The organism is Rhodoferax sp. RT4P68, from assembly GCF_056521305.1.
On record NZ_JBWMBB010000004.1, the window covers coordinates 545965 to 571838 of the forward strand.

Annotated in this window: 16 protein-coding genes; 5 read left to right on the plus strand and 11 right to left on the minus strand. The window is 69.5% G+C overall.

The features are described 5' to 3' along the window. The first annotated feature begins 65 nt into the window (after positions 1-65). Both AC099J_RS11875 and AC099J_RS11880 read left to right on the plus strand, forming a co-directional pair. Positions 66-8627 carry a glycoside hydrolase family 94 protein gene (locus AC099J_RS11875; RefSeq protein WP_479615437.1) on the plus strand — a complete coding sequence of 2854 codons (8562 nt, stop codon included), beginning with the start codon at positions 66-68 and terminating at the stop codon, positions 8625-8627. A gap of 194 nt (positions 8628-8821) precedes the next feature. Continuing rightward, positions 8822-9499 carry a nitroreductase gene (locus tag AC099J_RS11880; RefSeq protein WP_479615438.1) on the plus strand — a complete coding sequence of 226 codons (678 nt, stop codon included), beginning with the start codon at positions 8822-8824 and terminating at the stop codon, positions 9497-9499. Positions 9500-10385: 886 nt separating this feature from the next. Here the strand turns inward: AC099J_RS11880 and kynA are convergent. From kynA to AC099J_RS11900, 4 genes are read right to left on the minus strand one after another with little or no spacing between them, the layout of a single operon-like run. Continuing rightward, the gene (gene kynA / locus AC099J_RS11885) at positions 10386-11234 is read right to left on the minus strand and encodes a tryptophan 2,3-dioxygenase (RefSeq protein ID WP_479615439.1); all 849 of its coding nucleotides are present in this window, start codon (positions 11232-11234) and stop codon (positions 10386-10388) included. Beyond that, entirely contained in the window at positions 11234-12592 is a 1359-nt protein-coding gene (gene kynU / locus AC099J_RS11890; RefSeq protein WP_479615440.1) for a kynureninase, read from the minus strand. The genes kynA and kynU overlap by 1 nt, the downstream gene beginning before the upstream one ends. Before the next feature lie 23 nt (positions 12593-12615). After that, complete coding sequence (gene kynB, locus AC099J_RS11895) at positions 12616-13251, minus strand: arylformamidase (RefSeq protein ID WP_479615441.1); 636 nt, start codon at positions 13249-13251, stop codon at positions 12616-12618. Positions 13252-13295: 44 nt separating this feature from the next. Beyond that, entirely contained in the window at positions 13296-14708 is a 1413-nt protein-coding gene (locus AC099J_RS11900; RefSeq protein ID WP_479615442.1) for an amino acid permease, read from the minus strand. A gap of 131 nt (positions 14709-14839) precedes the next feature. On the opposite strand from AC099J_RS11900, the gene AC099J_RS11905 reads away from it, so the two are divergent. Further along, positions 14840-15313, plus strand: a complete 474-nt coding sequence (locus tag AC099J_RS11905) for an Lrp/AsnC family transcriptional regulator (RefSeq protein WP_479615443.1) — start codon at positions 14840-14842, stop codon at positions 15311-15313. An 84-nt stretch (positions 15314-15397) separates the two neighbouring features. Here AC099J_RS11905 and AC099J_RS11910 read toward each other — a convergent pair whose 3' ends face one another. From AC099J_RS11910 to AC099J_RS11925, 4 genes are read right to left on the minus strand one after another with little or no spacing between them, the layout of a single operon-like run. Continuing rightward, a complete protein-coding gene (locus tag AC099J_RS11910; RefSeq protein ID WP_479615444.1) occupies positions 15398-15715 on the minus strand; it encodes a YkgJ family cysteine cluster protein in 318 nt (105 codons plus the stop codon). A 25-nt stretch (positions 15716-15740) separates the two neighbouring features. Continuing rightward, positions 15741-17015, minus strand: a complete 1275-nt coding sequence (locus AC099J_RS11915) for an MFS transporter (protein WP_479615445.1) — start codon at positions 17013-17015, stop codon at positions 15741-15743. A gap of 49 nt (positions 17016-17064) precedes the next feature. Beyond that, a complete protein-coding gene (locus tag AC099J_RS11920) occupies positions 17065-18465 on the minus strand; it encodes an ATP-binding protein (protein WP_479615446.1) in 1401 nt (466 codons plus the stop codon). Next, positions 18462-19118, minus strand: coding sequence for a response regulator (locus tag AC099J_RS11925; protein WP_479615447.1), 657 nt, complete (start codon positions 19116-19118; stop codon positions 18462-18464). The genes AC099J_RS11920 and AC099J_RS11925 overlap by 4 nt, the downstream gene beginning before the upstream one ends. 199 nt (positions 19119-19317) lie before the next feature. Between AC099J_RS11925 and AC099J_RS11930 the strand changes: the two genes are divergently transcribed. Further along, positions 19318-21282 (plus strand): S9 family peptidase, encoded by a 1965-nt coding sequence (locus AC099J_RS11930; RefSeq protein ID WP_479615448.1) that lies wholly within the window; start codon positions 19318-19320, stop codon positions 21280-21282. 270 nt (positions 21283-21552) lie between these two features. After that, a complete protein-coding gene (locus AC099J_RS11935) occupies positions 21553-23133 on the plus strand; it encodes a right-handed parallel beta-helix repeat-containing protein (protein WP_479615482.1) in 1581 nt (526 codons plus the stop codon). 59 nt (positions 23134-23192) lie between these two features. On the opposite strand, the gene AC099J_RS11940 is transcribed toward AC099J_RS11935, so the two are convergent. The 3 genes from AC099J_RS11940 to AC099J_RS11950 form a co-directional block, all read right to left on the minus strand. After that, the gene (locus tag AC099J_RS11940; RefSeq protein ID WP_479615449.1) at positions 23193-23813 is read right to left on the minus strand and encodes an SCO family protein; all 621 of its coding nucleotides are present in this window, start codon (positions 23811-23813) and stop codon (positions 23193-23195) included. Positions 23814-23861: 48 nt separating this feature from the next. Further along, entirely contained in the window at positions 23862-25655 is a 1794-nt protein-coding gene (locus tag AC099J_RS11945; protein WP_479615450.1) for a multicopper oxidase family protein, read from the minus strand. 30 nt (positions 25656-25685) lie between these two features. Further along, the coding region (locus tag AC099J_RS11950) for a beta-barrel domain-containing protein (RefSeq protein WP_479615451.1) at positions 25686-25874 on the minus strand (189 nt) is incomplete at its 5' end.

Below are 25874 nucleotides of genomic sequence, written 5' to 3' on the forward strand. Positions count from 1 at the left end.
TCGCCACCGTCGCGGCGGCCTTCTGTCGCCCACGTTGCCACGGCAACTTGTCAACAAGGGCGCGCATGCTGTCTTTTCTCCCCAAATCCTTGCACCGTGGTGGCACCGCCCTGCCGTGGCTGGACACCGCGCCGGTGCGCCAGGAACTGTTCGGCGTCGAGCGGCTCGAGGCGCATGCCCGCAGCCTGGCGGCCGCGCAGCACGTCACGACCCGGCCGGCCTCCGTGCCGCCGCTGCGCACGCGGCTGAACGACAACGCCCGTGTGCTGCTGGCGGCCTACCGGGCCAGCGCCGCCGAGCTGGAGAGCGGGCGCCGCGTCGTGCCGGCCGCCGAGTGGCTGCTGGACAACTACCACGTGGTGGAGCAGCAGATCCGCGAGATCCGCACCGACCTGCCGCCCCACTACTACCGCCAGCTGCCCAAGTTGTCCGATGGCCCCTTCGCCGGCTACCCGCGCGTCTTCGGCCTGGCCTGGGCCTTCGTGGCGCACACCGACAGCCATGTCGATGCCGATGTGCTGCGCGGCTTCCTGGTGGCCTACCAGCAGGTGCAACCGCTGACCATCGGCGAGCTGTGGGCCGTGGCCATCACGGTGCGCATCGTGCTGATCGAAAACCTGCGCCGGCTGGCCGACCAGATGACGCAGGGCCGCGCGGCGCGTGCCGATGCCGACCTGCTGGCCAGCGAGCTGATGGCCTCGGGCGCCGCGCGCTCGGCGCTGGCGCAGGACATCGCCGCGCGCTCGCCGTTGGCCCTGTCCGAGCTGTTCGCGGCGCAGCTGGCCAAGCGCCTGCGCGACCAGGACCCGCGCACCACGCCGGCCCTGGGCTGGCTGGAAGAGCGCCTGCAGCAGCAGGGCATCAGCGTCGACGACGCGGTTGCGCATGCGCAGCTGCGCCAGGGCGCCTCCAACGTGACGGTGCGCAACGTCGTCACCAGCCTGCGGTTGATGGCCGACATCGACTGGGCCGACCTGTTCGAAAGCGTCAGCCTGGTCGATGCGCGGCTGCGTGCCGACAGCGGCTATGCGGCGATGGACTTTGCCACGCGCAACCTGTATCGCAGCGCGATCGAGCAGCTGGCACGCGGCTCCCCGTGCACGGAACTGCAGGTCACCGACCACGCCCTGGCGGCGGCCCGCGAGGCCACGCAGGAAGCCGTGGATGAACCCGTGGATGAAGCCGCACTGGGACTGGCCGACGCACCCGACACCGCGCGCCTGCGAGACCCGGGCTACCACCTGATCGCCCAAGGCCGGCCCGCGCTGGAACGCCGCGTGGGCTTTCGCGTGCCGCTGCGGCTGCGGTTCATTCGCTGGCAACTGCGCCTGGGCATCGGCGGCTACGCCACGACCATCCTGGCTGGCACGCTGGCGCTGCTGGCCATGGCCTGGTGGCTGTTGCCCGCAGCGGCCAGCGCCGCCACCGGGCTGCTGGCGCTGTGGCTGCTGGCCATGCTGCTGCCCACCACCGAGCTGGCCACTGCGCTGCTGCACCGGTGGGTGAACTGGCGTTACGGGGCCGTGGCACTGCCGGGGCTGGAGCTGCTGGGCGGCGTGCCCACCCCCCTGCGCACGCTGGTGGCGGTGCCCACGCTGCTGGCCGGCGAGGCCGATCTGCTGGAACAGATCGAGCGGCTGGAGGTACACCACCTGGCCGCCGGCGGTGGCGACCTGGTGTTCGCCCTGCTGACCGACGGCCTGGACGCCGACACCGAAGAGATGCCTTCGGACGCCCCGCTGCTGGCCGTGGCGCGCCAGGCGATTGCCGTGCTGAACCGGCGCCACGGCCCGGCGCCGGCCGGCGCGCGCTTCCTGCTGCTGCACCGCCGGCGCCTGTTCAACGCTGCCGAGCAGCGCTGGATGGGCTGGGAGCGCAAGCGCGGCAAGCTGCACGAGCTGAACCGGCTGCTGCGCGGCGCCACGGACACCAGCTTCGTGCCGGCCGACAGCGCCCTGGTACCGCAGGGCGTGCGCTACGTACTGACGCTGGACGCCGACACCCGGCTGCCGCGCGATTGCGCGCTGCGGCTGGTGGGCAAGATGGCGCACCCGCTGAACCAGCCGCGTTTCGACCCGGTGTCGCAGCGCGTGGTGGCCGGCCACGCCGTGCTGCAGCCGCGCATCACGCCGTCGCTGCCGGTGGGGCGCGAGGGCTCGCTGTACCAGCGCATCTCGTCGAGCCCCGGCGGCATGGACCCGTATGCGATGGCCGTCTCCGACATCTACCAGGACTTGTTCGGTGAAGGCTCCTACACCGGCAAGGGCATCTACGACATCGACGCGTTCGAGGCCGCACTGCAGGGCCGCGTGCCCGAGAACACGCTGCTCAGCCACGACCTGTTCGAAGGCGTGTTCGCCCGCGCCGGCCTGGCCTCGGATGTGGAACTGGTCGAGGAAGCGCCCGCGCGCTACGACGTGGCCTCGCGGCGCCAGCACCGCTGGACGCGGGGCGACTGGCAGCTGCTGCCGTGGATCTTCGGCCCGCGCCAGGGCGTACGCGCGCTGTCGCCCATCGGCCGCTGGAAGATGGTGGACAACCTGCGCCGTTCGCTGGTGGCGCCCTCGACGCTGGCCGCCGTGGGCCTGGCCTGGCTGCTGCCGGCCCCGGCCGCGGGCGTGGCGCTGCTGCTGGTGGTGGCGTGCATCGCCATCCCGGCGCTGCTGCCGGCCTTGTTCGCGGTGCTGCCCAACCGCAGCGGCGTGCGGCTGCGCAGCCACCTGCTGGGCCTGGCAGCCGACCTCAAGCTCGGTGCCGCGCAGACGCTGGCGCAGCTGGCCTTCCTGCCAGACCAGAGCTGGCGCGCTGGCGACGCCGTGGTGCGCACGCTGGTGCGGCTGGGGCTGACGCGCCAGCATCTGCTGGAATGGACAACGGCCGCGCAGACGGGCCAGCGCCCGCGCCTGGACCTGGCGGGCTTCTACCGCCAGATGGCCGGCGGCACGGCGCTGGGGCTGCTGGCGGCCGGCGGCGCCATCGCCCTGGCCCCGGCGGCCTGGCCCGTGGTGGTGCCACTGGCGCTGCTGTGGGCCGCGGCCCCTGCGTTGGCGCTGTGGGCCAGCCGCCCACCGCCGCTGCCCAGCCAGCAACGGCTGTCGCCGGCCGACACGCGGGCGCTGCGCCTGACGGCTCGGCGCACCTGGCGCTACTTCGAGACCTTCGTCACGGCGGCCGACCGCATGCTGCCGCCGGACAACTTCCAGGAAGACCCGCGCCCGACGGTGGCGCGGCGCACCTCGCCGACCAACATCGGCCTGTACCTGCTGGCCGCCGTCGCCGCGCGTGATTTCGGCTGGGCCGGCACGGCCGAGACCGTGGCGCGGCTGGAGGCCACCTTTGCCTCGCTGCACGAACTGCCCCGCTTCAAGGGCCACTTCTACAACTGGTACGCCACCGAAGACGGGCGCGCGCTGGAGCCGCGCTACGTCTCCTCGGTGGACAGCGGCAACCTGGCCGGCCACCTGATCGCGCTGGCCAACGCCTGCGAGGAATGGCGCGGCGGCGCGCCCTGCACCGAGGCTCGCGCCGGCATGGTCGACGCCGTCGACCTGGCACGCCAGACGCTGGGCGCCCAAGGCGCTGCAGCGGGCCGGCGCGGCCAGCGCATCGCCGAGCTGCTGCAGGAGATGACCGCACAGCTGCAGGGCGCGCAGGCCATCGAGGTCATCGCCCCGGCACTGGGCCGGCTGGCCGACAAAGCCGCCGACGCGGCGCGCGGCCTGGTGCTGGCCGGCGAGCCCGAGACCGACGCGCTGCTGTTCTGGGTCGAGGCCCTGGGCCGCCTGGCGGCTGCGCATACACACGACCTGCACCCCGGCACGCCCGCGGCGCTGGACACCCGCCTGCAGCAGCTGGCCGACACCGCGCGCGCGATGGCCTACGGCATGGACTTCGCCTTCCTCATCGACCCGGACCGCAAGCTGCTGTCCATCGGCTATGCCGTGGCCGACCAGCGGCTGGACACCAACTGCTACGACCTGCTGGCCTCCGAAGCGCGGCTGGCCAGCCTGTTCGCCATCGCCAAGGGCGACGCGCCGACGCGCCACTGGTTCCGTCTGGGCCGCACGGCCACGCCGCTGTTCGGCGCTTCGGCGCTGATCTCCTGGTCGGGCTCGATGTTCGAGTACCTGATGCCTTCGCTGGTGATGCGCGCGCCGGCCGGCAGCCTGCTGGAGCAGACCAACCGCCTGGTGGTGCGCCGCCAGATGGCTTATGGCGATGCGCAGGGCGTGCCCTGGGGCATTTCCGAATCGGCCTACAACGCGCGCGACGTCGAGTACACGTACCAGTACGCCAACTTCGGCGTGCCGGGCCTGGGCCTCAAGCGCGGGCTGGCGGACCACTGCGTCATCGCGCCGTACGCCACGGCGCTGGCGGCCATGGTCGACGCGCAGGCCGCCTGCCGCAACCAGGCACGGCTGACAGCCGTCGGCGCGCTGGGCAGCTACGGCTTCTACGAGGCGCTGGACTTCACCCCCGAGCGCCTGCCCGAGGGCGCGCGCATGGCCCTGGTGCGCTGCTACATGGCGCACCACCAGGGCATGAGCATCGTGGCGATTGCCAACGTGCTGCAGCAGGGCCGCATGCGCGCGCGCTTTCACCGCGAGCCCTCCATCCAGGCCAGCGAGCTGCTGCTGCAAGAGCGCATGCCGCGCAACGTGGCGGTCGAACACCCGCGTGCCGAGGAAGTGCATGCCTCGCGCGACGAGGCCGCCGCCACCGCCGCCACGGTGCGCCGCATCGAACCGGCGACGCCGGGCCAGGCGCCGGTCACACAGCTGCTGTCCAACGGGCGCTACAGCGTGATGCTGACGGCCACCGGTGCCGGCTACAGCCGCTGGCGCGGCCTGGCCGTGACCCGCTGGCGCGAGGACGCCACGCGCGACCACTGGGGCGCCTTCCTGTACCTGCGCGACGTGCACACCGGGCGCAACTGGTCGGCCTGCGCCCAGCCGATGTCGCTGGGCCGCACCTGCGAGGTGCTGTTCAGCGAAGACCGGGCCACCTACACCCAGCACCAGTTCGGCCTGGACACGACGCTGGAGGTGCTGGTGTCCGGTGAAGTCGATGGCGAGGTGCGCCGCCTGTCGATCGCCAATGGCGGGCGTGACGTGCGCGAGGCCGAGATCACCTCATACGCCGAACTGGTGCTGGCCGCCCAGGCCGCCGACGAGGCGCACCCCGCGTTCTCCAAACTGTTCGTGCAGACCGAGTACCTGGCCGAGTTCGGCGCCCTGCTGGCCACGCGGCGCCGGCGCGGACCGGACGAGGCGCAGGTCTGGGCCGCCCATTTCACGGTGGTCGAAGGTGTGGCCACGGCCGCAACGCAATACGAATCGGACCGCGCCCGCTTTCTCGGCCGCGGCCGCGACGCCGGCAACGCGGCCGCCATCATGGACGGGCTGCCGCTGTCCGACACCGTGGGCACCGTGCTCGACCCGATCTTCAGCCTGCGCCAGCGCGTGGCCGTGCCGCCGGGCGGGCTGGTGCGCGTCGCGTTCTGGACATTGGTCGCCGCCAGCCGTGCCGAGCTGCTGGACCTGATCGACCAGCACCACGATCGCAGCGCCTTCGACCGCGCCGCCACGCTGGCCTGGACGCAGGCGCAGGTGCAGTTGCGCCACCTGGGCATCCATGCCGATGAGGCGGCCGACTTCCAGCGCATGGCCGCCCCGCTGCTCTACACCGACCGCCGCCTGCGCGCGATGCCCGCAGCGCTGCTGCGCGGAACCGGTCCGCAGGCCGGCCTGTGGCCGCATGCGGTCTCGGGCGACCGGCCCATCGTGCTGCTGCGCATCGACGACATCGAAGACATGGCGCAGGTGCGCCAGCTGCTGCGTGCCCACGAGTACTGGCGGCTCAAGCAGCTGAGCGTGGACCTGGTGATCCTGAACGAACGCGCGTCCTCGTACGTGCAGGACCTGCAGATCGCCATCGAGACCGCCGTGCGCAGCAGCCAGACGCGGCAGACCGGCACGCAGGCGCAAGGCACGGTGCATGTGCTGCGCGCCGACCTGCTGGACGTCTCGGCCCGCGCGCTGCTGCAGGCGGTGGCCCGCGTCGAGCTGATCGCACGCCAGGGCAACATGGCCGAGCGACTGGAGCGCCTGCCACTGCCGGCGCCGGCGTCCCTGGCGCCGGGCCCGGTCACGGCGCTCTTCGCCGCTACCGCTGCTGCCACGGTAGCGGCACCGACCGCCCCCGTGACAGCCGCGTCGCCGCCCCTGGAGTTCTGGAACGGCCTGGGTGGCTTCGACCAGGACGGGCGCGAATACGTGGTGCGGCTGCAGGCCGGCGCCACCACGCCGGCACCGTGGATCAACGTCGTGGCCAACCCCGGCTTCGGCTTCCACGTCTCGGCCGATGGCAGCAGCACCACCTGGTGCGGCAACAGCCGCGAGAACCAGCTCACACCCTGGTCCAACGACCCGGTCGGCGACGCCTGCGGCGAGGCCTTCTACCTGCGCGACGACGCCACCGGAGCGCTGTGGTCGCCCACGGCACAACCGCTGCGCGGCGCTGGCCACTACGAGGCCCGCCACGGCTTCGGCTACAGCCGCTTCGCCCACGAGGCCCACGGCATCGCATCGGAGCTACTGCTGTTCGTGCCGCTGGCCGACCCGGTCAAGATTTCGCGGCTGCGCCTGGTCAACCGCTCCAACCAGACCCGCACGCTGTCGATCACCGCGTACGTCGAATGGGTGCTGGGCACGGCGCGCGGTGCATCGGCCCCGTTCGTGCTGACCGAGGTCGACACGGCCACCGGCGCGCTGCTGGCGCGCAAGCCGTGGAGCGAGCTGTCGCCCGGTCGCGTGGCGTTCGCCGACCTGTGCGGCCGCCAAAGCGCCTGGACGGCCGACCGCACCGAGTTCCTGGGCCGCGACGGCCACCCGGCCCGGCCCTCAGCCCTGGCCGGCGAGCAGCGCCTGTCGGGCGCCACCGGTGCCGGGCTGGACCCCTGCGCCGCCCTGCAATGCGTGGTGCAGCTGGGACCGGGCGAGAGCACGGACATCGTCGCCCTGCTGGGCCAGGCCGCGTCGATGGCCGAGGCGCAGGCGCTGATCGCCCGCTGGCGCGACACCGACCCCGACGATGCGCTGGACGAGGTGCGCGCCTACTGGCAGCAGACCCTGGGCGCCGTGCAGGTGCGCACGCCCGAGCGCGCGATGGACATCCTGCTGAACGGCTGGCTGCTCTACCAGACCATCGCCTGCCGGCTGTGGGCACGCGCGGCCTTCTACCAGGCCAGCGGCGCCTATGGCTTTCGCGACCAGTTGCAGGACGGCATGGCACTGGCCTTCGCCCAGCCCTGGCAGACCCGCGAACACCTGCTGCGCGTCGCCAGCCGGCAGTTTGCCGAGGGCGACGTGCAGCACTGGTGGCTGCCGCATTCGGGCCAGGGCGTGCGCACCCGCATCTCGGACGACCGGGTCTGGCTGGCCTATGCCGCGGCCGACTACATCGGCACCTCCGGCGATGTGGCGGTGCTGGACGAGCCGGTCGACTTCATCGAAGGGCCACCACTGGCAGCCGGCGAGCACGACGCCTTCTTCCAGCCGATGCCGGCCGGCACGCCGGCCCCCTTGTTCGAACACTGCGCACGCGGCCTGGACCAGTGCCTGGCGCTGACGGGCGCACTCGGCATGCCGCTGATGGGCACCGGCGACTGGAACGACGGCATGAACCGCGTGGGCGCCGAGGGCCGTGGCGAAAGCGTGTGGCTGGGCTGGCTGCTGGTGCGCACCATCGCGCTGTTCGCCCCGCTGGCCGAGGGCCGCGACCCGGCGCGCGCCGCACGCTGGCGCGCGCATGCCGAATCGGTGCGCGCCGCCATCGAGCGCGAAGCCTGGGACGGCACCTGGTACCGCCGCGCCACCTACGACGACGGCAGCTGGCTGGGCACACACGACAACGAGGCCTGCCGCATCGATGCGATCGCCCAGGCCTGGGCCGTGTTGTCGGAGGCGGCCGAACCGCAGCGCGCGGCGCAGGCCATGGCCTCGTATGCCGAGCACCTGATCCGCCCCGACGAAGGCCTGGCCCTGCTGCTGGCGCCGCCCTTCGACACCGGCGCGCGCGACCCCGGCTACATCCAGGGCTACCCGCCCGGCCTGCGCGAGAACGGCGGTCAGTACAGCCATGCCGCGATGTGGGGCATCCTGGCCTTTGCCAAGCAGGGCGACGGCGACCGCGCGGCCGCGCTGTTCCGCCTGGTCAACCCGATCCACCACGCACGCACGGGTGCCGAGGCCCAGCGCTACAAGGTGGAGCCGTACGTGATCGCGGCGGATGTCTATTCCGTTCCGCCGCATGCGGGCCGGGGTGGTTGGAGCTGGTACACCGGCTCGGCCGCGTGGATGCACCGCGCCGGGGTGGAGGGCATCCTGGGCCTGCGCCGGCAAGGCGCTGTACTGCTGGTGGCGCCATGCATGCCCCAGGATTGGCCGGGCTTCGAGGCCACCGTCACCGCAGCGGGGACGCATTGCAAGGTACGCGTCCAGCGGGCGTCAGCGGACGGCGCGGTCTCCCTGGGTGCCGTGCTGGACGGCGCGCCGTTGGCGCGTGGGGCAGAGGGGTGGTGCGTGCCGCTGGATGGGGGCGAGCATGTGCTGACCGTGACGGTGTGAGGGGCTTGCCCAACATGGTGTCCAGGCATCACACGAGTTCGCCAACGAAGCCGATGCGGACCTTGCATGGTGAAGCGCGGTGGCATCTGGCCGGTCACGCACCTCGGCCCACCCCATGTCACGCACGTGATCGCAGGGCCGCCGCTCTGTGGCGATGATTCGCCGAGCATCCACAACAACCAAGGAAGACCAGCATGGATTTCGACGAGGTGGTCCAGCGCCGCCGCAGCATCCGGGGCTACCAGCGCAAGGCCGTTCCCAAGGCCCTCATCCGCGAGGTGTTGGCGCTGGCACTGCGCGCCCCGACTTCGCTCAACACCCAGCCGTGGAACTTCCACGTCGTCACGGGCGACGTGCTGGACCGCATCCGCGCCGGCAACGTGGAGCGCAACCTGGCCGGCGTGCCGGACTCGCGCGAGTTCCGCATGGGGCCGGGCTACGACGGCGTGCACCGCGAGCGGCAGATCGGCATCGCCAAGCAGTTGTTCGCGGCCATGGGCATCGCGCGCGAGGACAAGGCCGCGCGCCAGGAATGGGTGCTGCGCGGCTTTCGCCAGTTCGATGCGCCGGTCTCCATCGTCGTGACGTATGACCGCGCGATCCAGGGCAGCGACATCGCGCCGTTCGACTGCGGCGGCGTGGTCAACGCCATCGTCAACGCAGCGTGGTCGCGCGGGCTGGGCTGCGTCATCAACAGCCAGGGGATCATGCAGTCGCCGGTGGTGCGCGAGGAGGCCGGCATCCCGGACGACCAGGTGATCCAGACCTGCATCGCGATGGGCTGGCCGGACGACAGCTTCCCGGCGAACGCGGTGGTCTCGCAGCGCAAGTCGGTGGACGAGGCGGCACGGTTCGTGGGGTTCGAGGACTGAGAGCCAGGCCTTTGAAGGTGTTGGCGCTGGTGCTTCGCCGAGTCCTGGGTTTTCAGTTTGTGCCGGGTGTGCCTGGGTGTGCCGGGTGTGCTGGGTGTGCTGGGTGTGCTGGGTGTGCTCGGTGTGCTGGGTGTGCCCGGTGTGCTGGGGGCCGCCCGGCATGGGGCACCCCCAGGGCCGGCCCGGCTCAGCGCCCCTCGCCCAGGGGCTCGGGGTCCCCTGCGGTGCTCGCGGCATGGGCGCATTGCACAACTCGCACCACTCACTGCGTTCGTTCACCTCGAACAGGTGCAATGAGTCAGATGTTGAAGCGTGCTTCGCCGCCGCCCATGCCACTGCGCTCCTCGACGCATCTGCAGGGCCGGCCCTGGGGGTACCCCATGCCGGGCTCGGTGCGGCTGACTCCGATGTGCGGTGCTCGCTGGTAGTCCCGAGAGAGAGGCCGTTGGTTGTCCGGCGAACGAGCCCGCGTCGAGCGAGCCTGTCCCCGGTTCCCCCGGCAGCGCTTCAGCCACCAGCCACGTAGCCCGGCCTGGGGTGACCGCCGTGGCCAACCTGTGGACGCGCCGAGGAGCGCAGGACTGCGGGCGGCGGCGCAGCACGCCTCAATGACTGACTCATTGCACTTGTTCGAGGTGAACGAACGCAGTGAGTGGTGCGAGTTGTGCAATGCGCCCGCAGGCCGAGCACCACAGGCTGCCCGAGCCCCTAGGCGAGGGACGCGTCCACCGGGCGGCCACGGCGGGCACCCCAGGCCGGGCGGCCCGACCCACCACGGGCGGCCCGACCCAGCACGGGCAGCCCGACCCAGGCCGAGCGGCACGCCACGGACAGCACACTTCGATCGCAAAGACCTTGAAAGTCATGGGACCGATAGCGCGCGGCCCTACAGCGCCGTGCGCACCGTCCAGATCTCGGGAAACAGCACCACGTCCAGCATCTTGCGCAGGTAGCTGACGCCGCCCGTGCCGCCGGTGCCGCGCTTGAAGCCGATCACGCGCTCCACCGTGGTCACGTGGCGAAAGCGCCAGAGGCGGAAGGCGTCTTCGATGTCCGTCAGCTTCTCGCCCAGCTGGTACAGGTCCCAGTGCTGGTGCGGGTCGCGGTAGACGATGGCCCAGGCCGCCTCGACCTCGGGGCTGGCCACATACGGTTGGGTCCAATCGCGCTCCAGGTGGTCGGCGGGGATGGGCAGCCCCTGGCGCGCCAGCAGTCGCAAGGCCTCGTCATAGAGCGACGGCGCACGGTAGGCGGCATCGACCTGGGCCAGCAGATCGGCCCGGTGCGCGTGCGGCTTGAGCATGGCGGCGTTCTTGTTGCCCAGCGCGAATTCGATGCAGCGGTACTGCGCGCTCTGGAACCCGCTGGAACTGGCCAGGTAGGGCCGCATGGCGCTGTACTCGGGGGGAGTCATGGTGGACAGCACCGTCCACGCGCCGACCAGCTGCTCCATGATCCGCGTGACGCGCGCCAGCATCTTGAAACCATCGGCGCGCTGGTCGGCCGCCACCGCGCGGATCGCGGCGCGCAGCTCGTGCAGCATGAGCTTCATCCACAGCTCGCTGGTCTGGTGCTGCACGATGAACAGCATCTCGTCGTGCGCGGGCGACAGCGGGTGCTGCGCGTTGAGGATCTCGTCCAGGTGCAGGTAGTCGCCGTAGCTCATGGACTGACTGAAGTCCAGCTGGGCTTTCTCGTCGTGGACGATGGACTCGGGCTTCGGCGACTGCGTCATCACGTCACCGCATGCTTCTGGTTGAACTCGGGCTTGCGCCACTGCTCGGTGGCCAGCACGTCCCGCAGATGCTCGACGGCATGCCAGACGTCTTCGAAGCCCAGATACAGCGGCGTGAAGCCAAAGCGCAGGATGTCGGGCATCTGCGCATCACCGGCGCGGTAGTCGCCGATCACTTCGCGCGCGATCAGGGCCTGCACGATGGCGTAGGCCCCCGACTCGCCGCCGCCGGGCCGCCCCGAGGCGGCGACGGCCCGCTCGGGGGGCAGCGACCCGCGCAGCGGCACAGCGTGGGGGTCACGTACCGATAGACACACCTGCGAGCCGCGCTGCGCATGGGCGCGCGGTGTCACCAGCTCCAGCCCATGCCCCGCGCAACGCTCGGCCACGAGTTCGATGAACAGGTCGGTCAGCGCCAGCGATTTCTGGCGCAACGCCTGCATGCCCCCCAGCGGCTCGGCCGCCAGGATCGCGTCCAGCCCACATTCCAGCCCCGTCATCGACAGGATGGGCTGCGTGCCGCACAGGTAGCGCGTGATGCCGGGCGCGGGCTTGTAGTCGGGTGTGAACGCGAAGGGTGCGGCATGGCCCCACCAGCCCGACAGCGGCTGCCAGAAGCGGTCGGCATGGCGCGGGTGCACCCAGACGAAGGCCGGCGCACCGGGGCCGCCGTTCAGGTACTTGTAGCCGCAACCCACGGCGAAGTCGGCGCCGTCGCCGTTCAGGTCCACCGGCACGGCGCCGGCGCTGTGCGCCAGGTCCCACACGGCCAGCGTGCCGGCTGCGTGGGCCAGGGCGCTGATGGCGGCCATGTCGTGCATGGCGCCGGTGCGGTAGTTCACGTGGGTCAGCATCAACACGGCGACGTCGCCGCTTTGCAGCAGCGCGGGGATCTCGGCCACGTCGTCGACCAGGTGCAGCGTGAGCCCGCGTTCGCGGCACAGGCCTTCGGCGATGTACAGGTCGGTCGGGAAGTTGCTGCGCTCGCTGACGAGCAGGCGGCGCGTGGGGGCGTCCTCGGCCGCCATCTTGACGGCCGCAAAGAGCACCTTGAACAGGTTGATCGAGGTCGAATCGGTGCACACCAGCTCGCCCGGCCGGGCGCCGACCAGGCGCGCCAGCTTGTCGCCCAGGCGCTGCGGCAGGTCGAACCAGCCCGACGCGTTCCAGGCGCGAATCAGTTGCGTGCCCCACTCGTCAGTGACGGCGGCGGCGATGCGCGCAGGCGCGGCCCTGGGCATCACGCCCAGCGAATTGCCGTCCAGATAGATCACGCCCTGCGGGATGGTGAACAGCTGGCGCAGCTCGCGCAGCGGGTCCGCTGCGTCCAGGCGGCGGCAGTCTTCCAATGTGGTCATACGATGGGTCTCCAAAACAAAAATCAAAGCGTGCGCAACACGGCGCGCACGGGTGAGGCGTCGGCCGTGGTGAGCTTGAGCGGCAGCGCGATCAGCTCGTAGTCACCCTCGGGCACTTCGTCCAGCACGAGGTTCTCCAGCACGCGCATGTCGCGCCTGCGGATCACCTGGTGGCTGGCCAGCAGCTTGCTGTCGGCCGGGTCGATGCTGGCGGTGTCGATGCCGATCAGCCGCACGCCGAGCGCGGCCAGGCGCTCGATGGTGTCCGGGGCGTAGCCGGCCAGGGCGGCGTCCCAGCCGTCCGGCGCACGCCGGTAGGTGCGCACCAGCACGCGCGGCGGCAGGTCATGCACCGCATGGGCGATGTGGGCCCAGGTCACGAGCGGCCCGCAGTCCAGCGCGTGGATCACGCGGCAAGGCCCCAGGTAGGGATCGAGCGACAGTTCGCCGATGGCGGCGCCCTGCGGCGCGTAGTGCAGCGGCGCGTCGGCATGGGTGCCGACGTGGGGCGACATCTGGATGGCGCTGACGTTCACCGGGCAGCCCGGGCCGATGCTGGCGCACCACTCTTGCGCGTAGGGCGTGTCGCCCGGGAACACGGGGCTGGCCGCGTGCACCGGGGCGGAGATGTCCCACAGATGGCGTTGTGTGCTGGGCATGATGCGCGCAAAGCTAACACCACCATCGTGCGCGCGGTGTCGGTTCATTGCAACGGGGACGGCACCGCACGCGCGCCGCCGCTGGCGGGCGCCCGGCGCGGGCGGTACCAGATGGCGTAGACGATGCCCAGCACCACCAGGAAGGGAATGCCCGTCAGCAGCGTGAGGCGGAACACGTCGGTGAACGCGGTGGACACCATGATGGCCAGCATCAGCGCCGCGCCCAGCAGCGTGAGCACCGGGAACCCCCACATGCGGAACACCAGCGGTGCATTGCCCTGCGCCACCCAGCTGCGGCGGAAGAACAGGTGGGTCACGAAGATCATGAACCAGGTGAACATGGCGCCGAACATCGAGATCGCCATCATCAGCAGGAACGAATGCTCGGGCTGCCACAGGCTGAGCGCGGTGGCCACCGCAATGCCGGTGCACGACAGCGCCAGCGCCGGCATCGGCACGCCGCGCGCATTGACCCGGCCCAGCGCAGCCGGGGCCTGGCCGGCGCGCGAGAGGCTGAACATCATGCGGGTGGTGATGTAGAGCTGGCTGTTCATGGCCGACAGCGCCGACACCAGCACGACGAAGTTGATGACGGCCGCCGCGCCCGGAATGCCGATGATCTCCATCACCTTGACGAAGGGGCTCTTGTCGGCGCTGGCAGACTGCCAGGGCACGATGGCCAGCATGAGCGCCAGCGTGAGCAAGTAGAACAACACGAGCCGGATCATGGTGGAGCGAAAGGCGCTGGTGATGGCGCGTTGCGGGTCCTTGGCCTCACCGGCAGCCACCGCGATCATCTCGATGCTGAGGTAGCTGAAGATGGAGATGATCACGGCCATCCAGGTGCCCCACAGCCCATTGGGGAAGAAGCCACCGTGGGCGGTGTAGTTCTCGAACCCGATGCCCGGCGGCCGCGCGCCGAACACCACGTAGGCCCCGATCAGGATGAAGGCCACGATGGCCACGATCTTGACGGCGGAGAAGCTGTACTCGATGACGCCGAAGGCCTTGACGCTCATGGCATTGACGCCGATGAGCGCGGCCGAAAACACCAGCACCCACAGCCACTGCGGCACGGCCGGGAACCAGTAGCCCATGTACATGCCCACGGCCGTGACCTCGGTGCCCACGGCCAGCACCACGCAGGCCCAGTACGAGTAACGCACCATGAACCCGGCCCATGGGCCGATGTAGTGCTCGGCATAGGCGCCGAACGAGCCCGAGGTCGGGTGTGCGACCGTCATCTCGGCCAGGCAGCCCATCAGCAGCAGGGCCACGAGCGCCCCCACCGCGTAGCTGACGATCACGCTGGGGCCGGCAAAGCCGATGGCAAAGCTGCTGCCCATGAACAGGCCGGTGCCAATGGCCCCACCGATCGCAATCATGGCCATCTGGCCCGCGCTGAGCTGCTGTTTGAGCCCTGTTTCGCGCTGCACGATGTCCTGGAATTTCTGCATGTCTCTTCCTCCTTTGATGTATCTTGTGAGGAAAATGCTATTCATCAGAAGTGCAGTTGACTTAATGGTTATCCCTTAACAACAATATCTTTGAATAATAATCACCTAATTGAGAAGTTTTTAGATAATCTATGCAAATGGAAATAGACAAGACAGACCGCCAGCTGCTGCAGGCCTTGCAAGCCAATGCCCGGCTCACCTCGGGCGAGCTGGCGCAGCTGGCCAACCTGTCGCAGTCGCCCTGCTGGCGGCGCGTTCGGCGCATGGAAGAAGATGGGTTGATCTCCGGCTACCACGCCGCGCTGAACCGGCGTGCCCTGGGCTATGGCGTGATGGCCTTCGTGATGGTCAGCATCGACCACCAGACCGAGAGCGTGTCCGTGGCGTTTGAGCAAGCGGTGGCCGGCATCCCCGAAGTCGTGATGTTCCACGGCATCGCCGGGCCCGAGGATTTCATGCTGGTCGTGGTGGCGCGCGACCTGGACGACTATGGCGACGTACTGCAGCGCAAACTGCACCGGCTACCGGGCGTGCGGCATGTGCACTCGTACCTGTCGCTGCATGAGTTCAAGGGGCAGGTCGGGGGGCTGCCGGTGCCGGTCTGAGCGGCAGTCGGGCGCCGGCGGTGGCCTGACCCCTGGCGCGTTCACCTGCAGCCCGCACGGCACGCGCGCAAGCCCTGCAGACGCTCAATCCAATGCAGGCAGGCCGTGCCGCGCTCGTGCACGCGCGCAGGCGTCGCTGCCGGCCTGCAGTTCATGGCAGGGGTTGGGCCGCCATTCGTAGATGCCACAGGCCACGGCACGGCCGATGGTGCCGCTGAGCGCACTGCAGCGCGGCGGCGTGTGGTCGGTGCCGCGCATGCGGCACAGGGTGTCGTTCACCTCGACCACGAGGCCCGACGGCACGCGGCCGCCGTGGTCGTCCCGCTCGTGCACGCTGAAGTCGACACGGTAGGCAGCGCAGCAGGCGCCGCAGCTTTGGCAGGGTGACGCGTGGGCGCTCATCGCGATGTGGTCCGTCCGCTGGCGGTCACGACCGCGTCGCCGTGGCAGCAGCAGCAGCTGCTGCAGAAGCCGCCGCCGCATCGCGCCACCGCAAAGCCTGCGCGAAGAACACCGCCACCCCCAGCATTGCGCAGCCGGCCAGCGCGATCACCAGGCCCGAGCCCCAGGGCTCGACCAGGCCCGCTGCCAGCAACACGCCGACCGACTGGCCCAGAAACAGACACGACGCGAACAGCGACACGCCGGTGCCGCGCGCCTCGGGTGCCATCTGCGTCGCGTTGGTCTGCAGCGTGTTGTGCAGCATGAAGAAGCCGAAGCCGCCCACCAGGCAGGCTGGCGGCATGAATCCCCAGTGCGGCGCGTAGCCCAGTGTGCAGGCGCACAGCGCCAGCAGCGCCGCACCGACCAGCACGAGCCCGCGCTCGCCCAGGCGGGGGATCAGCGCGCGCGCCGTGACCATGTAGAGCATGCCGCCCAGGCCGAACAGCGCCACCGTGGCGCCCGCTGCCGACAGCGACAGGCCCAGCTGCTCATGCAGATGCGTGGCCCAGATCGCCAGGGCGCCAAACGCCAGCACGCCTTCCACGAACGCCACCAGCATCACGGCGCGCGCATGCGGGCGGCGCAGGATCACACGCAGCTGCGCCACAAAGCCATGGCGCTCTGCCGGTGCCGGCCCCACGCTGGCCATCACATGAGGCTGCAGCGCCTGGCGCTGCAGGTCGCGCCACAGCAGCAGGCCGACGACGCCGAACAGGCCGGTCATGAACACGAACGCCCAGCGCCAGCCCACCCAGTCGGTGAACAACCCACCCAGCAGCTGGCCGCCGACGATGCCCAGCGTGGTGCCCAGGCCCAGCCGGGCCAGCGTCTCTTGCCGCCGGTCGTAGGCCACCGCGTCGCCGACCCAGGCGAGCGACATCGGGATGATGGCCGCAGCCGCCAACGCCACCAGCACCCGGCCGATGACCAGCGGCCCCAGCCCGGTGGCCAGCGCCGACACCACACTGCCGATGCTGCAGGCCATGGTGGTGAAGACGACGACGCGGAACTTGCCGACCCGGTCGCCCAGCGGCCCGTAGAGCAATTGCGCTGCGCCGTAGGCCACGGCGAAATACGAGACGACCTGCGCGGCCTGCGCCAGCGATACCGAGAACGTGCGCGAGAGCTCGGGCAGCATGGCATCGCAGATGCGCTGCGCCACCATGCTGGCGAAGGTCGCGCACGACAGCAGCAGGATGGAGCGGCGCAGCGCAGGCGTGAGGGCGTGGGGGGCGGCAGAGGCGTGGGATGCGGGCATGGCGTGGGGCTGGCGCCCCGGTGCGCAATGCGCCGCGGCGGCGGCGATTCTAGGAGGCGGTCAGGACGGCTGCAGGCACCTCGACCTGCATCCCCACGCCGCGCCCGTGCAAGCCATCGACGATGCGCACTTGCCCGCCCAGACGCAGCGCCGCCTGGCGCACGATGGCAAGGCCCAGGCCCGAGCCGCTGGCGGCCTGCCCGGCGCCGCGGTAGAAGCGGTCGAACACGCAGCGCTGATCGGCCGCTGCGATGCCCGGGCCGTCGTCCTGCACCGTCAGCGACCAGGCCTGCGCCGGCCCGGGCACCAGCGTGAGCAGCACGGCGCAGCCTTCACCGCCATAGCGCACGGCGTTGTCGACCAGGTTGGCCACGATGGACTGCAGCGCAGCGGGCTCGGCCGCGCGCCACAACTGTTCGGGCGATTCCAGCGCCAACTCGATGCCTTGCGCCAACGCGGCGGGCGCGGCCTGGGCCAATTGCGCGCGCACCTGGGCGGCGATGTCGGCCATTGGTGGCGCGGCGCGCGGCGCGTCGTCGAGCGCCGCCAGGTCCAGCAGCTGCTGCGCCAGGTGGGCGGCGCGGGCGATGGCCTGCTCCAGATGCTGCTGTGCCTCGGCACGCGCTGCAGTGTCTGGTGAGCGCGCCAGCACATGGGCCTGGGCCGTCACCACGGCCAGCGGCGTGCGCAGCTCGTGCGCGGCGTCCTGCACGAAGGCGCGCTCGCGCTGCAGGGTGTCGCGCGCACGGCTGAGCAGTTGGTCCAGCGCCTGCACCAACGGGCGCAGTTCGCGGTGGCGCGCGTCGAAGCCGACCGGTTGCAGGTCGCCGGCCGTGCGGCGCTCGATGCGCCCGGCCAACTGCTGCAGCGGCCGCAGACCATTGCGCACCGACAGCCACACCGCCAGCAGCACGACGGGCATGGCGATGAACAGATAGGGCAGCAGGTTGCGCGCGTTGTATGCCAGGAAATCCGATGGCATGCGCCGGGGCTCGGCGATGCGCAGCGTCCAGCGGCCGGCGCCGGCCTGGAAGATGCGGTGCGGCGTGCCATCGATCACGGCATGAGAGATCGGGTCGGCGGGCCGTGCGGCGTCGGCGGCCAAGCCCGGTGAGGCGAAAACACTCTGGCCGTCGCGATCGGCGAGCGCGAATTTGAAACGACCGGTAAAGCGCTTGTCATCCGCGCGCCGCTCGTTGAGCCAACGCGTGGTGGCCGCCAGCGTGGCGCGGGCCTGGGCCGGATCGTCGATCTCAGCCAGTGCACCGGCCAACGCACGGCCGAACTTCTGCAGGCCCGGGCCGGTCGCCAGTGCATGCCGGTTTTGCGCGTACTCGTAGCTCAGCAGCACAGCCCAGACCACGACGAAGGCCAGCAGCACCGACCAGGTGCTGCGGCGTACCAGCGTGGGTTCGGCCAGCGAGGCGCGCAGGCGGTGCAGCAACTTCATACCGTCAGCAGATAGCCAACGCCGCGCACGGTCCGAATCGCGTCGGCGCCGATCTTGCGGCGCAGGTTGGAGATGTGGACCTCGAGCGCGCTGAAGTCCAGGGGCTCACCCAGTGGCTCCAGCCGCTGCGACAGCACGCCTTTGGGCACCACGGCGCCGGGCTCGCGCGCCAGTTCCAAGAGGATCTGGAACTCGCGCGGCGACAGCGCCAGCGGCACACCATCGCGCGCGACATGGCGACGGCGTGGCTCGATCACCAGCGCGCCCAGCACCCAGCGCTCGCTGGCCTGGCGCGCGGCACGACGCAACACGGCGCGGATGCGCGAGATCAGCTCCTCGGTCGCGAACGGCTTGACGACGAAATCGTCGGCCCCGCCATCGAGCCCGGCCAGCCGGTCGGCCACGGCCGAGCGCGCCGTGATGACGATGACCGGCACCTGCACGCCCTCGCCGCGCCAGCGCAGCAGCAAGTCCAGACCCGAGCCGTCAGGCAGCGCCAGGTCGAGCAGCACGCAGTCGAACAGGGCCGCGTCGATGGCCTGCGGCGCATCGGCCACGCGGCGCCGCCATTCGCTGCTGAGACCTTCGAGCTTCAGGGCGGACTGCAGCGCGCGGCCGAGGTCGAGGTCGTCTTCGATGAGCAGCAGATGCATCTCAGCGACGCCCGGCCGCCCGAAGGCGTTGAGCTGTCTCCTCGGGCGGCAGCAAGACGCGGAGCCATGGGCGTGGGGGCGACATGCCTGCATTCTGGCGGGGCCGGGGGCGGTTCGACACTGCGTTGCAGGCCGGGCTTTGGCTGGCCTTAAGCTGGGCCGCCGCAGAATTCGCGCACCTCGTCACCAGGAGAACAACATGTTGGGTCGTTGGATCGCGCCAGTGCTGGCGCTGGCTTTGCTGGGCGGCTGCGCCACTGCGCCCACGCACCCCGCACTGCGCGATGCGGCGCTGCCCGAGCTGGTGCCGGTGCGCGATTTCGTGGCCAACCGGCAGTCCAGCGGCGGCTACCGCGTCTCGCCCGATGGCCGGCGCATCGCATGGTTCGGCACCGACGGCGTGGTGCCGGCGATCTGGGTCCAGACGCTGGGCGCCGACGACGCTCGCGCCATCCGGCTAAGGGCACGCGGCCTGCGCTGGAGCGCCGACAGCCGCTATCTGGCCATCGTGGCCGACCGCGCCGGCGACGAAGACCACCGGGTGCTGGCCGTGGACGTGCAGGCCGGCGCCACCGAGCCGGTGGACCTCACGCCGTTCAGCCGCACCACCTCGCACATCGTGCAGACCGTGGAAGGATCGCCGGACTTCATCGTCTCGTCCAACCTGCGCGACAAGCGCGTGTTCGATCTGTACCGCATCGACCCGCGCACGGCGAAGCGCACCCTGCTGGCCACCAACCCCGGCAATGTGGGTTGGTGGGGCGTGGACCGCCAGGGCCGCCTGCTGGCGCGCGTGGCGCTGGAGGGCGAGCAGAGCCGGCTGCAGCGCCCCGGCGCCGATGGAGCGGACGGCACGGCCTGGCAAGACCTGGCGCAGTGGAGCCGCTGGGACACGGTGCGCCTGTTCGGACTGCACGAGGACGGCCACGACGCCTGGGCCTTGTCGAACCGCGGCCGCGACAAGCTGGCGCTGGTGCGCTTCGACCTGGCAACCGGTGCCGAAACCATGGTGCACGACGCGACCGATGTGGACCTGGACAGCGTGGTGCTGAGCCGTCGCACGCGCCAGCCGCTGGTCGTGCATTCCATGCCCGGCCACCCCCGGCGCGAGGTGTTCGATGCCGACCTGGCCAAGCGGTTGGACGCGCTGGCCGGCGACCAGCCGGCCGACGTGCAGATCGCCAGCATGGACGATAGCGAGCGTGTGATGGTGGCCGTGGTGACCACCGACCGTGGCAGCCGCAGCTGGCTGCTGCAGGGCGAGCAGGCGCCGCGCCTGCTGGGCGAGAGTAGCCTGAGTTTGATCGGCACCACGCTCTCGGCCACGCGGCCGGTGGCCTTCGACGCGCGCGACGGCCTGCGCCTGCACGGCTACCTGACGCTGCCGCCCGGCGTGGCGCCCAAGGCACTGCCGATGGTGCTGCTGGTGCACGGCGGGCCATGGATCCGCGACCGATGGGGTGGTGGCGCCAACAACCGCGCCATCCAGCAGTTCCTGGCGAATCGCGGCTACGCAGTGCTGCAGGTGAACTACCGCGGCTCCAGCGGCTACGGGCGCGCGTTCATGGAAAAGGCCATCGCCGAGTTCGCCGGCCGCATGCACGACGACCTGGTCGACGGTGTGCGCTGGGCGGTGGATGCCGGCATCGCCGACCCCGCGCGCGTGGCGATCTACGGCGCCAGCTACGGCGGCTATTCGGCCCTGGTGGGCGCGACCTTCACGCCCGAAGTGTTCGCCTGCGCGGTCGACGTGGTCGGCATGAGCGACCTCGCCAGCCTGCTGAAGGATGCGCCACCGTACTGGGAGTTGAGCCGCCCGTGGTGGCAGCGCTTCGTGGGCGACCCGGCCAAGCCCGAAGACCTGCAGCGCATGCGCGACAAGTCACCGCTGTACCGCGCGCATCAGGCCAGGGGCCCGATCCTGATCATGCATGGTGTGAACGATCCGCGCGTGAAGCTGGACCAGTCCGAACGCATGGTGGCGGCGCTACGCGCGGCCGGCAAACCGGTGGAGTACCTCACGTTCCAGGGCGACGGTCACGGCAATCAGAAGTGGACCAACAACCTGGCCATGTACCGCAAGACCGAGGACTTCCTGGCCAGTTGCCTGGGCGGGCGCAGCAGCGGGTTTGACTACTACCAGCTGGGGGCGTGGTTGTTTTGATCTGAGCCTGTGGCAGGAGCCGGCTCTGCCCTGCGCGCGCTGAACTATGAGGCGGCCCCTCGGGCCAGATGCCATGGGCTGAGGCCGCGTGCAGAGCCTGCAGGGCACCTAGGGAAAAGGGGCTGACCGCCCCTCTTATGCGGCGTTCTATGGCCCATCTGGTGACGACACTTTGTCACCGGGCCCCGCGTCGAGAGCCCCAGAATCCGGCGCTCCAATCTCCTAGTGATCATGTCAAAGTCAATTTTCGAACGCCTAGCAGCTCCCTTGGTGCCCGCCCTCACAGTTGGTTCATCCCTCGCACTTTCTCTCTGCCTCCCAGTGGCCGCCGCGACCCTCTCGGTCGGCCCCGGCAAGACGTATACAACACCCTGCCAAGCACTGACCCGTGCGGTCGATGGCGACCTCGTGGAAATTGCAGGAGGCACCACATACACGGGTGACGTCTGCGACTTCTTTGCAAACAACCTCACCATCCGCGGCGTCAATGGTCGCCCCAAGATCGACGCGGGGGGCAAACACAGCCGAGGCAAAGGCATCTGGGTGGTGGGCGGCACCGGCACCACGATCGAAAACGTCGAGATGTTTGGCGCCAAAGTGCCCGACCAGAACGGCGCCGCCTTGCGCCTGGACGGTGTGCACCTGACAGTGCGCAACAGCTTTCTGCACCACAACGAGAACAGCATCCTCACCAACAACGATGGGGTCTCCAACATCGTCATCGAAGGCACGGAGTTCAGCGCCAACGGATACGGCGACGGCTTCTCGCACAACGTCTACATCGGCAAGGTCAACAGCCTGGTGTTTCTCGGCAACTTCTCGCACGACGCGAACGTTGGCCACAACCTGAAGTCGCGCGCCAACACCAACTTCATCGCATACAGCCGCTTCTCCAGCACGACAGGCAAGCCGAGCTATGAGATTGACCTGCCCAATGCGGGCAGCACCTACCTCATTGGCAACGTGATTCAGCAGCCGGCAGACAACCACAACCCTGGCCTGGTCAGCTTCGGTATGGAAGGCGCAAGCAACACCGGCAAGGACCTGTACGTGGTGAACAACACCTTCATCAACGACCGCAGTTCGGGCGGCACCTTCCTGGTGGTCGGTGCGGGCGTGACGGTTCCAGTGCTTGCGCAGAACAACTTGTTCGTTGGCAGCGGCACCTTCTCGACGCAGGGCACCACCGTCGATCGCAACAACCTGAAAGTTGCTTCCTACGCGTTCGTAGACCGTGCGAACTATGACTTGCGCCCCCTTGCAGGCACCCAAGCCGTGGACAACGGCATCGCCGCCGCCACGCCGCCCTCGGGCGTGTCGTTGACGCCGGCCATGGAATACGCGCCTGTCGCCTCGTCGCGGGCCCGCACGGTGGTGGGCAAGCTCGACATTGGCGCCTACGAAAGCACCTCGACAGCGTCCACCCAGACCACCAGCGTGACCACCCCACCCGCAGCTGCACCGAGCACGCCAGGCTGGACCCAGTGCGCTCAGGAAAATGGGACCTGCAGCGTCGCTGGCCAGCGCACCGTGCGCTACGGCGCCAGCGGCAAATATCACTTCAAATGGGTGGCGAACCAGGTGGCTTGCAACAACGCAACTTTCGGTGACCCCATCTATGGGGTCCTGAAAGCCTGCGCATTCGATGCCACCGCGTCGGCAGCGCCCACGTGGAGCCGCTGTGCGTCGGAGAACGGCACCTGCACAGTGGCCGGTACGCGCCAGGTCCGCTACGGCATCGATGGCAGGTACTTCTTCAAGACCGTCACCGGTAGCGTGCCATGCAACAACGCAACGTTCGGCGATCCCTACGTGGGCAAGGTCAAGACTTGCGAAGCGGCTTCCAGCTGAAGTTGAGCAGCTGCAACGGCAGGCGGTCGCCGCCTGTCCTGTAGACGCTCTTTTTTTCTTCAAGTCTTGTTGCTGGCGCCGACGGGCTGCCGATCGACGTGCACGATGGAACTCACGATCTGCTCGGGGGCCGCCAGCGCGGGCGCCATCGCCCATCGGTCATAGCGGTCGTTGCCGATGCGGACCATGCCGACGTGGCGCCCCGCCTCTTTGTCGACGACCGGGTCGGGGTCGTAGAACCCCAATGCATAACGGACGCGCTCGACATCGTGCCGGGCCCCCGTCAAAAACAGCCACCCTGGCTCAACGCCGTGCATCTCGGCGTAGTCCGCGAGGTCCTGCGGCGTGTCCACTTCGGGGCGCAGCGATATGGAGTACATGAAGATGCTCTTGCCTACCCGATCTCCGAGGAGCTCCTGCACGCGAACCAGGTTCGCCGTCATCGGCGGGCAGAGCCCCTCGCAGTCCGCGTACATCATGTTGATGACGACGATTTTCCCGCGGACCAGATCGTCGTAGAACCTGACCGTTGCACCGGTATGGGTCTTGAGTTCCACGTTCGGAATCCGTCGGTGAGGCGGCCGACCCGCGGTGGATGGCGTGAGGGACTCGGCGCGTGCGCCAAGCACGCCCAGTGTGGCGGCGCCCACACCAGCCAGCAGATACCTTCGGGTGTTCATCGCAGTTTCCTTTCAGGACAAGGGCAGGCACACGGCAGTCGGTCGCTCTCACACGATGTCGATGCGGACCATCATCGCGTGGTCTTCGTGCGTGAGGTTGTGGCAATGCAGGATGTACTTTCCGCCGAAGTCGCGAAAGCGAAAGAGCACCCGCATCGTCGCCCGTGGACCCAGGATGAACACGTCCTTGCGGCCCCGCTCGTGCAGCGGGATCGCCACGTTGACCCCGTTCAACGTTTTGCTCAGCAGGCGCCCTTCCTCGAAATGCATGTGGATCGGATGCTGCCAGCCGTTGTCGGGATTGACGAACTCCCAGATCTCCGCACTGCCCCGGGCCACCGTCGCTCGTGGTGTGAGCACGTTAAAGAACTGCCCATTCACGGTCCACATGCCACTCGAGCGTGCAAACACCCAGGTACGCACCGGCAACGCCGCGAGCTCCGCCGCAGACGGCAGCGGTCGCAGGGCGCGCAGCACGTTCGGCACGACGCTCAGGTCAGGCGCAGGCGGGTTGCGGTCGACGATGAACTTGAGCACGCGAACGCCCGGCGCCACCACGTCGCCGGGCTGGCGTGTTTCGATCTGCACCAGTTGGTTGACAAGGTAGAGCGTGGTGCCGACCGGGAACCTTGAGAAGTCCACGACGATATCGGCGCGCTCTGCGACGCCGAGCCGTACCCTGAACTGGTTGGCCAGCGCATTGGGTAGCAGGTTGCCGTCGTTGGCGATGTACGCGAAGGTGTACAGCGTGGTGCCGCTCGCGTTCTGCAGCAGGAGTTCGTAGAACCGCGAGGGCCCGGCATTGAGCAGCCGAAACCGATACTTGCGGCGCGCCACGCGCAGCACCGGCTCGATCTTGCCATTCACCACGATCTTGTCGCCCAGGACCCCCTCGGGGCTCAGCTCGTCAAAGGTCACCCGCCCGCCCGAGTCGAATCGCTTGTCTGAAAAACTGAGCGGATAGTCGTAAGGGTGGCTCGGCAGCCGCAGGCCCGTCTGCTCGTTGCCCGTGTCCAGGTCGTCGAAGATCATGTAGCGCCCGAACAGCCCCTTGATGAGATTCGGGGCGGTCACGCCCTCTGTGTGGTCGTGGTAGAAGAGCGAGCCCAGTGCCTCGCGCGAATCACCGATCCCGCCAAACTCGTCGAGTCCGGCGTAGACGTTCGGATAGAAGTGGTCCTTGTACCAACCCGGTCCGGTCAGCGTGGGGCCGGCCTGGGTCGCGCTGTAGAAGTCGCCCGCGTAGCCGTCGCTTTCAGACGGCGTGTGCATGTTGTGCAGGTGCGTGGAGATCTCCGGCGAGCCGAAACCGGTGTGGTTGGCCGGCAGCTCGTTGCGGATGCGCAGGATGATCGACTGCCCGTAGCGGGCAAACACCGTGGGCCCCGGCGTCGTCGCGCCGGGCGTGTCGCCTTCATAGCCCCAAATGGGCTGCGGCGGGTAGTACGGGTTGTTGCCGTTGAACTGCCAGGCCGGGTTTTCCTTCGCGGTCATCTGGTAGTGCAGCGGTGTCCCCGCCACGCCGCCCGGCCCGGTGAGTTCCGTGAAGCGCTGATGTGCGGCGCGCCCGCACTCCCCGCCCCCATAATTGGCCGCCCCGGTGGGAGGCGGGTAAAACGGGGCAGTGACCGGGGCCAGCGGCTTGATCTGCGTCGGCAGTTCGTCGACCCACGGGGTGGTCGGCGGACTCGGCGGAAGCGGAGTGACCTGTGCCTCGGTCTTGCGTGAGGTCAGCACCAGCGGTGCCGCCGTTGCTGCAATCGACGTCTTCAGCATGTTGCGTCGCCCATGGTCGGCGTGAAGCGCCTCACCACTCTTACGTCGCGCAAAAAACTTGCTCATGGCAGGTCTCCTGTTGAAAGGGAAATGCACTCACATCTGCCTGCCCGCGCGGCGGACAGTGGACGTGATGGGTTCGGCCAGATACTGCAGCGCGGTCTGTTGGGAGCCTTCGATATAGACCTCTGCGGGCATGCCGGCCTGCAGCTTGAACTCGCTGATCGACTTGAGGGAGTCGGCATCGGCCAGGATCATCACGTGGTAGTACGGCAGGTTGGTCTG

Bases quoted from the DNA above. Each gene is read 5' to 3' on its own strand.
- AC099J_RS11875 (WP_479615437.1), top strand. From the start codon at position 66: ATGCTGTCTTTTCTCCCCAAATCCTTGCACCGTGGTGGCACCGCCCTG.
- AC099J_RS11880 (WP_479615438.1), top strand. From the start codon at position 8,822: ATGGATTTCGACGAGGTGGTCCAGCGCCGCCGCAGCATCCGGGGCTAC.
- kynA (WP_479615439.1), bottom strand. From the start codon at position 11,234: ATGACGCAGTCGCCGAAGCCCGAGTCCATCGTCCACGACGAGAAAGCC.
- kynU (WP_479615440.1), bottom strand. From the start codon at position 12,592: ATGACCACATTGGAAGACTGCCGCCGCCTGGACGCAGCGGACCCGCTG.
- kynB (WP_479615441.1), bottom strand. From the start codon at position 13,251: ATGCCCAGCACACAACGCCATCTGTGGGACATCTCCGCCCCGGTGCAC.
- AC099J_RS11900 (WP_479615442.1), bottom strand. From the start codon at position 14,708: ATGCAGAAATTCCAGGACATCGTGCAGCGCGAAACAGGGCTCAAACAG.
- AC099J_RS11905 (WP_479615443.1), top strand. From the start codon at position 14,840: ATGCAAATGGAAATAGACAAGACAGACCGCCAGCTGCTGCAGGCCTTG.
- AC099J_RS11910 (WP_479615444.1), bottom strand. From the start codon at position 15,715: ATGAGCGCCCACGCGTCACCCTGCCAAAGCTGCGGCGCCTGCTGCGCT.
- AC099J_RS11915 (WP_479615445.1), bottom strand. From the start codon at position 17,015: ATGCCCGCATCCCACGCCTCTGCCGCCCCCCACGCCCTCACGCCTGCG.
- AC099J_RS11920 (WP_479615446.1), bottom strand. From the start codon at position 18,465: ATGAAGTTGCTGCACCGCCTGCGCGCCTCGCTGGCCGAACCCACGCTG.
- AC099J_RS11925 (WP_479615447.1), bottom strand. From the start codon at position 19,118: ATGCATCTGCTGCTCATCGAAGACGACCTCGACCTCGGCCGCGCGCTG.
- AC099J_RS11930 (WP_479615448.1), top strand. From the start codon at position 19,318: ATGTTGGGTCGTTGGATCGCGCCAGTGCTGGCGCTGGCTTTGCTGGGC.
- AC099J_RS11940 (WP_479615449.1), bottom strand. From the start codon at position 23,813: ATGAACACCCGAAGGTATCTGCTGGCTGGTGTGGGCGCCGCCACACTG.
- AC099J_RS11945 (WP_479615450.1), bottom strand. From the start codon at position 25,655: ATGAGCAAGTTTTTTGCGCGACGTAAGAGTGGTGAGGCGCTTCACGCC.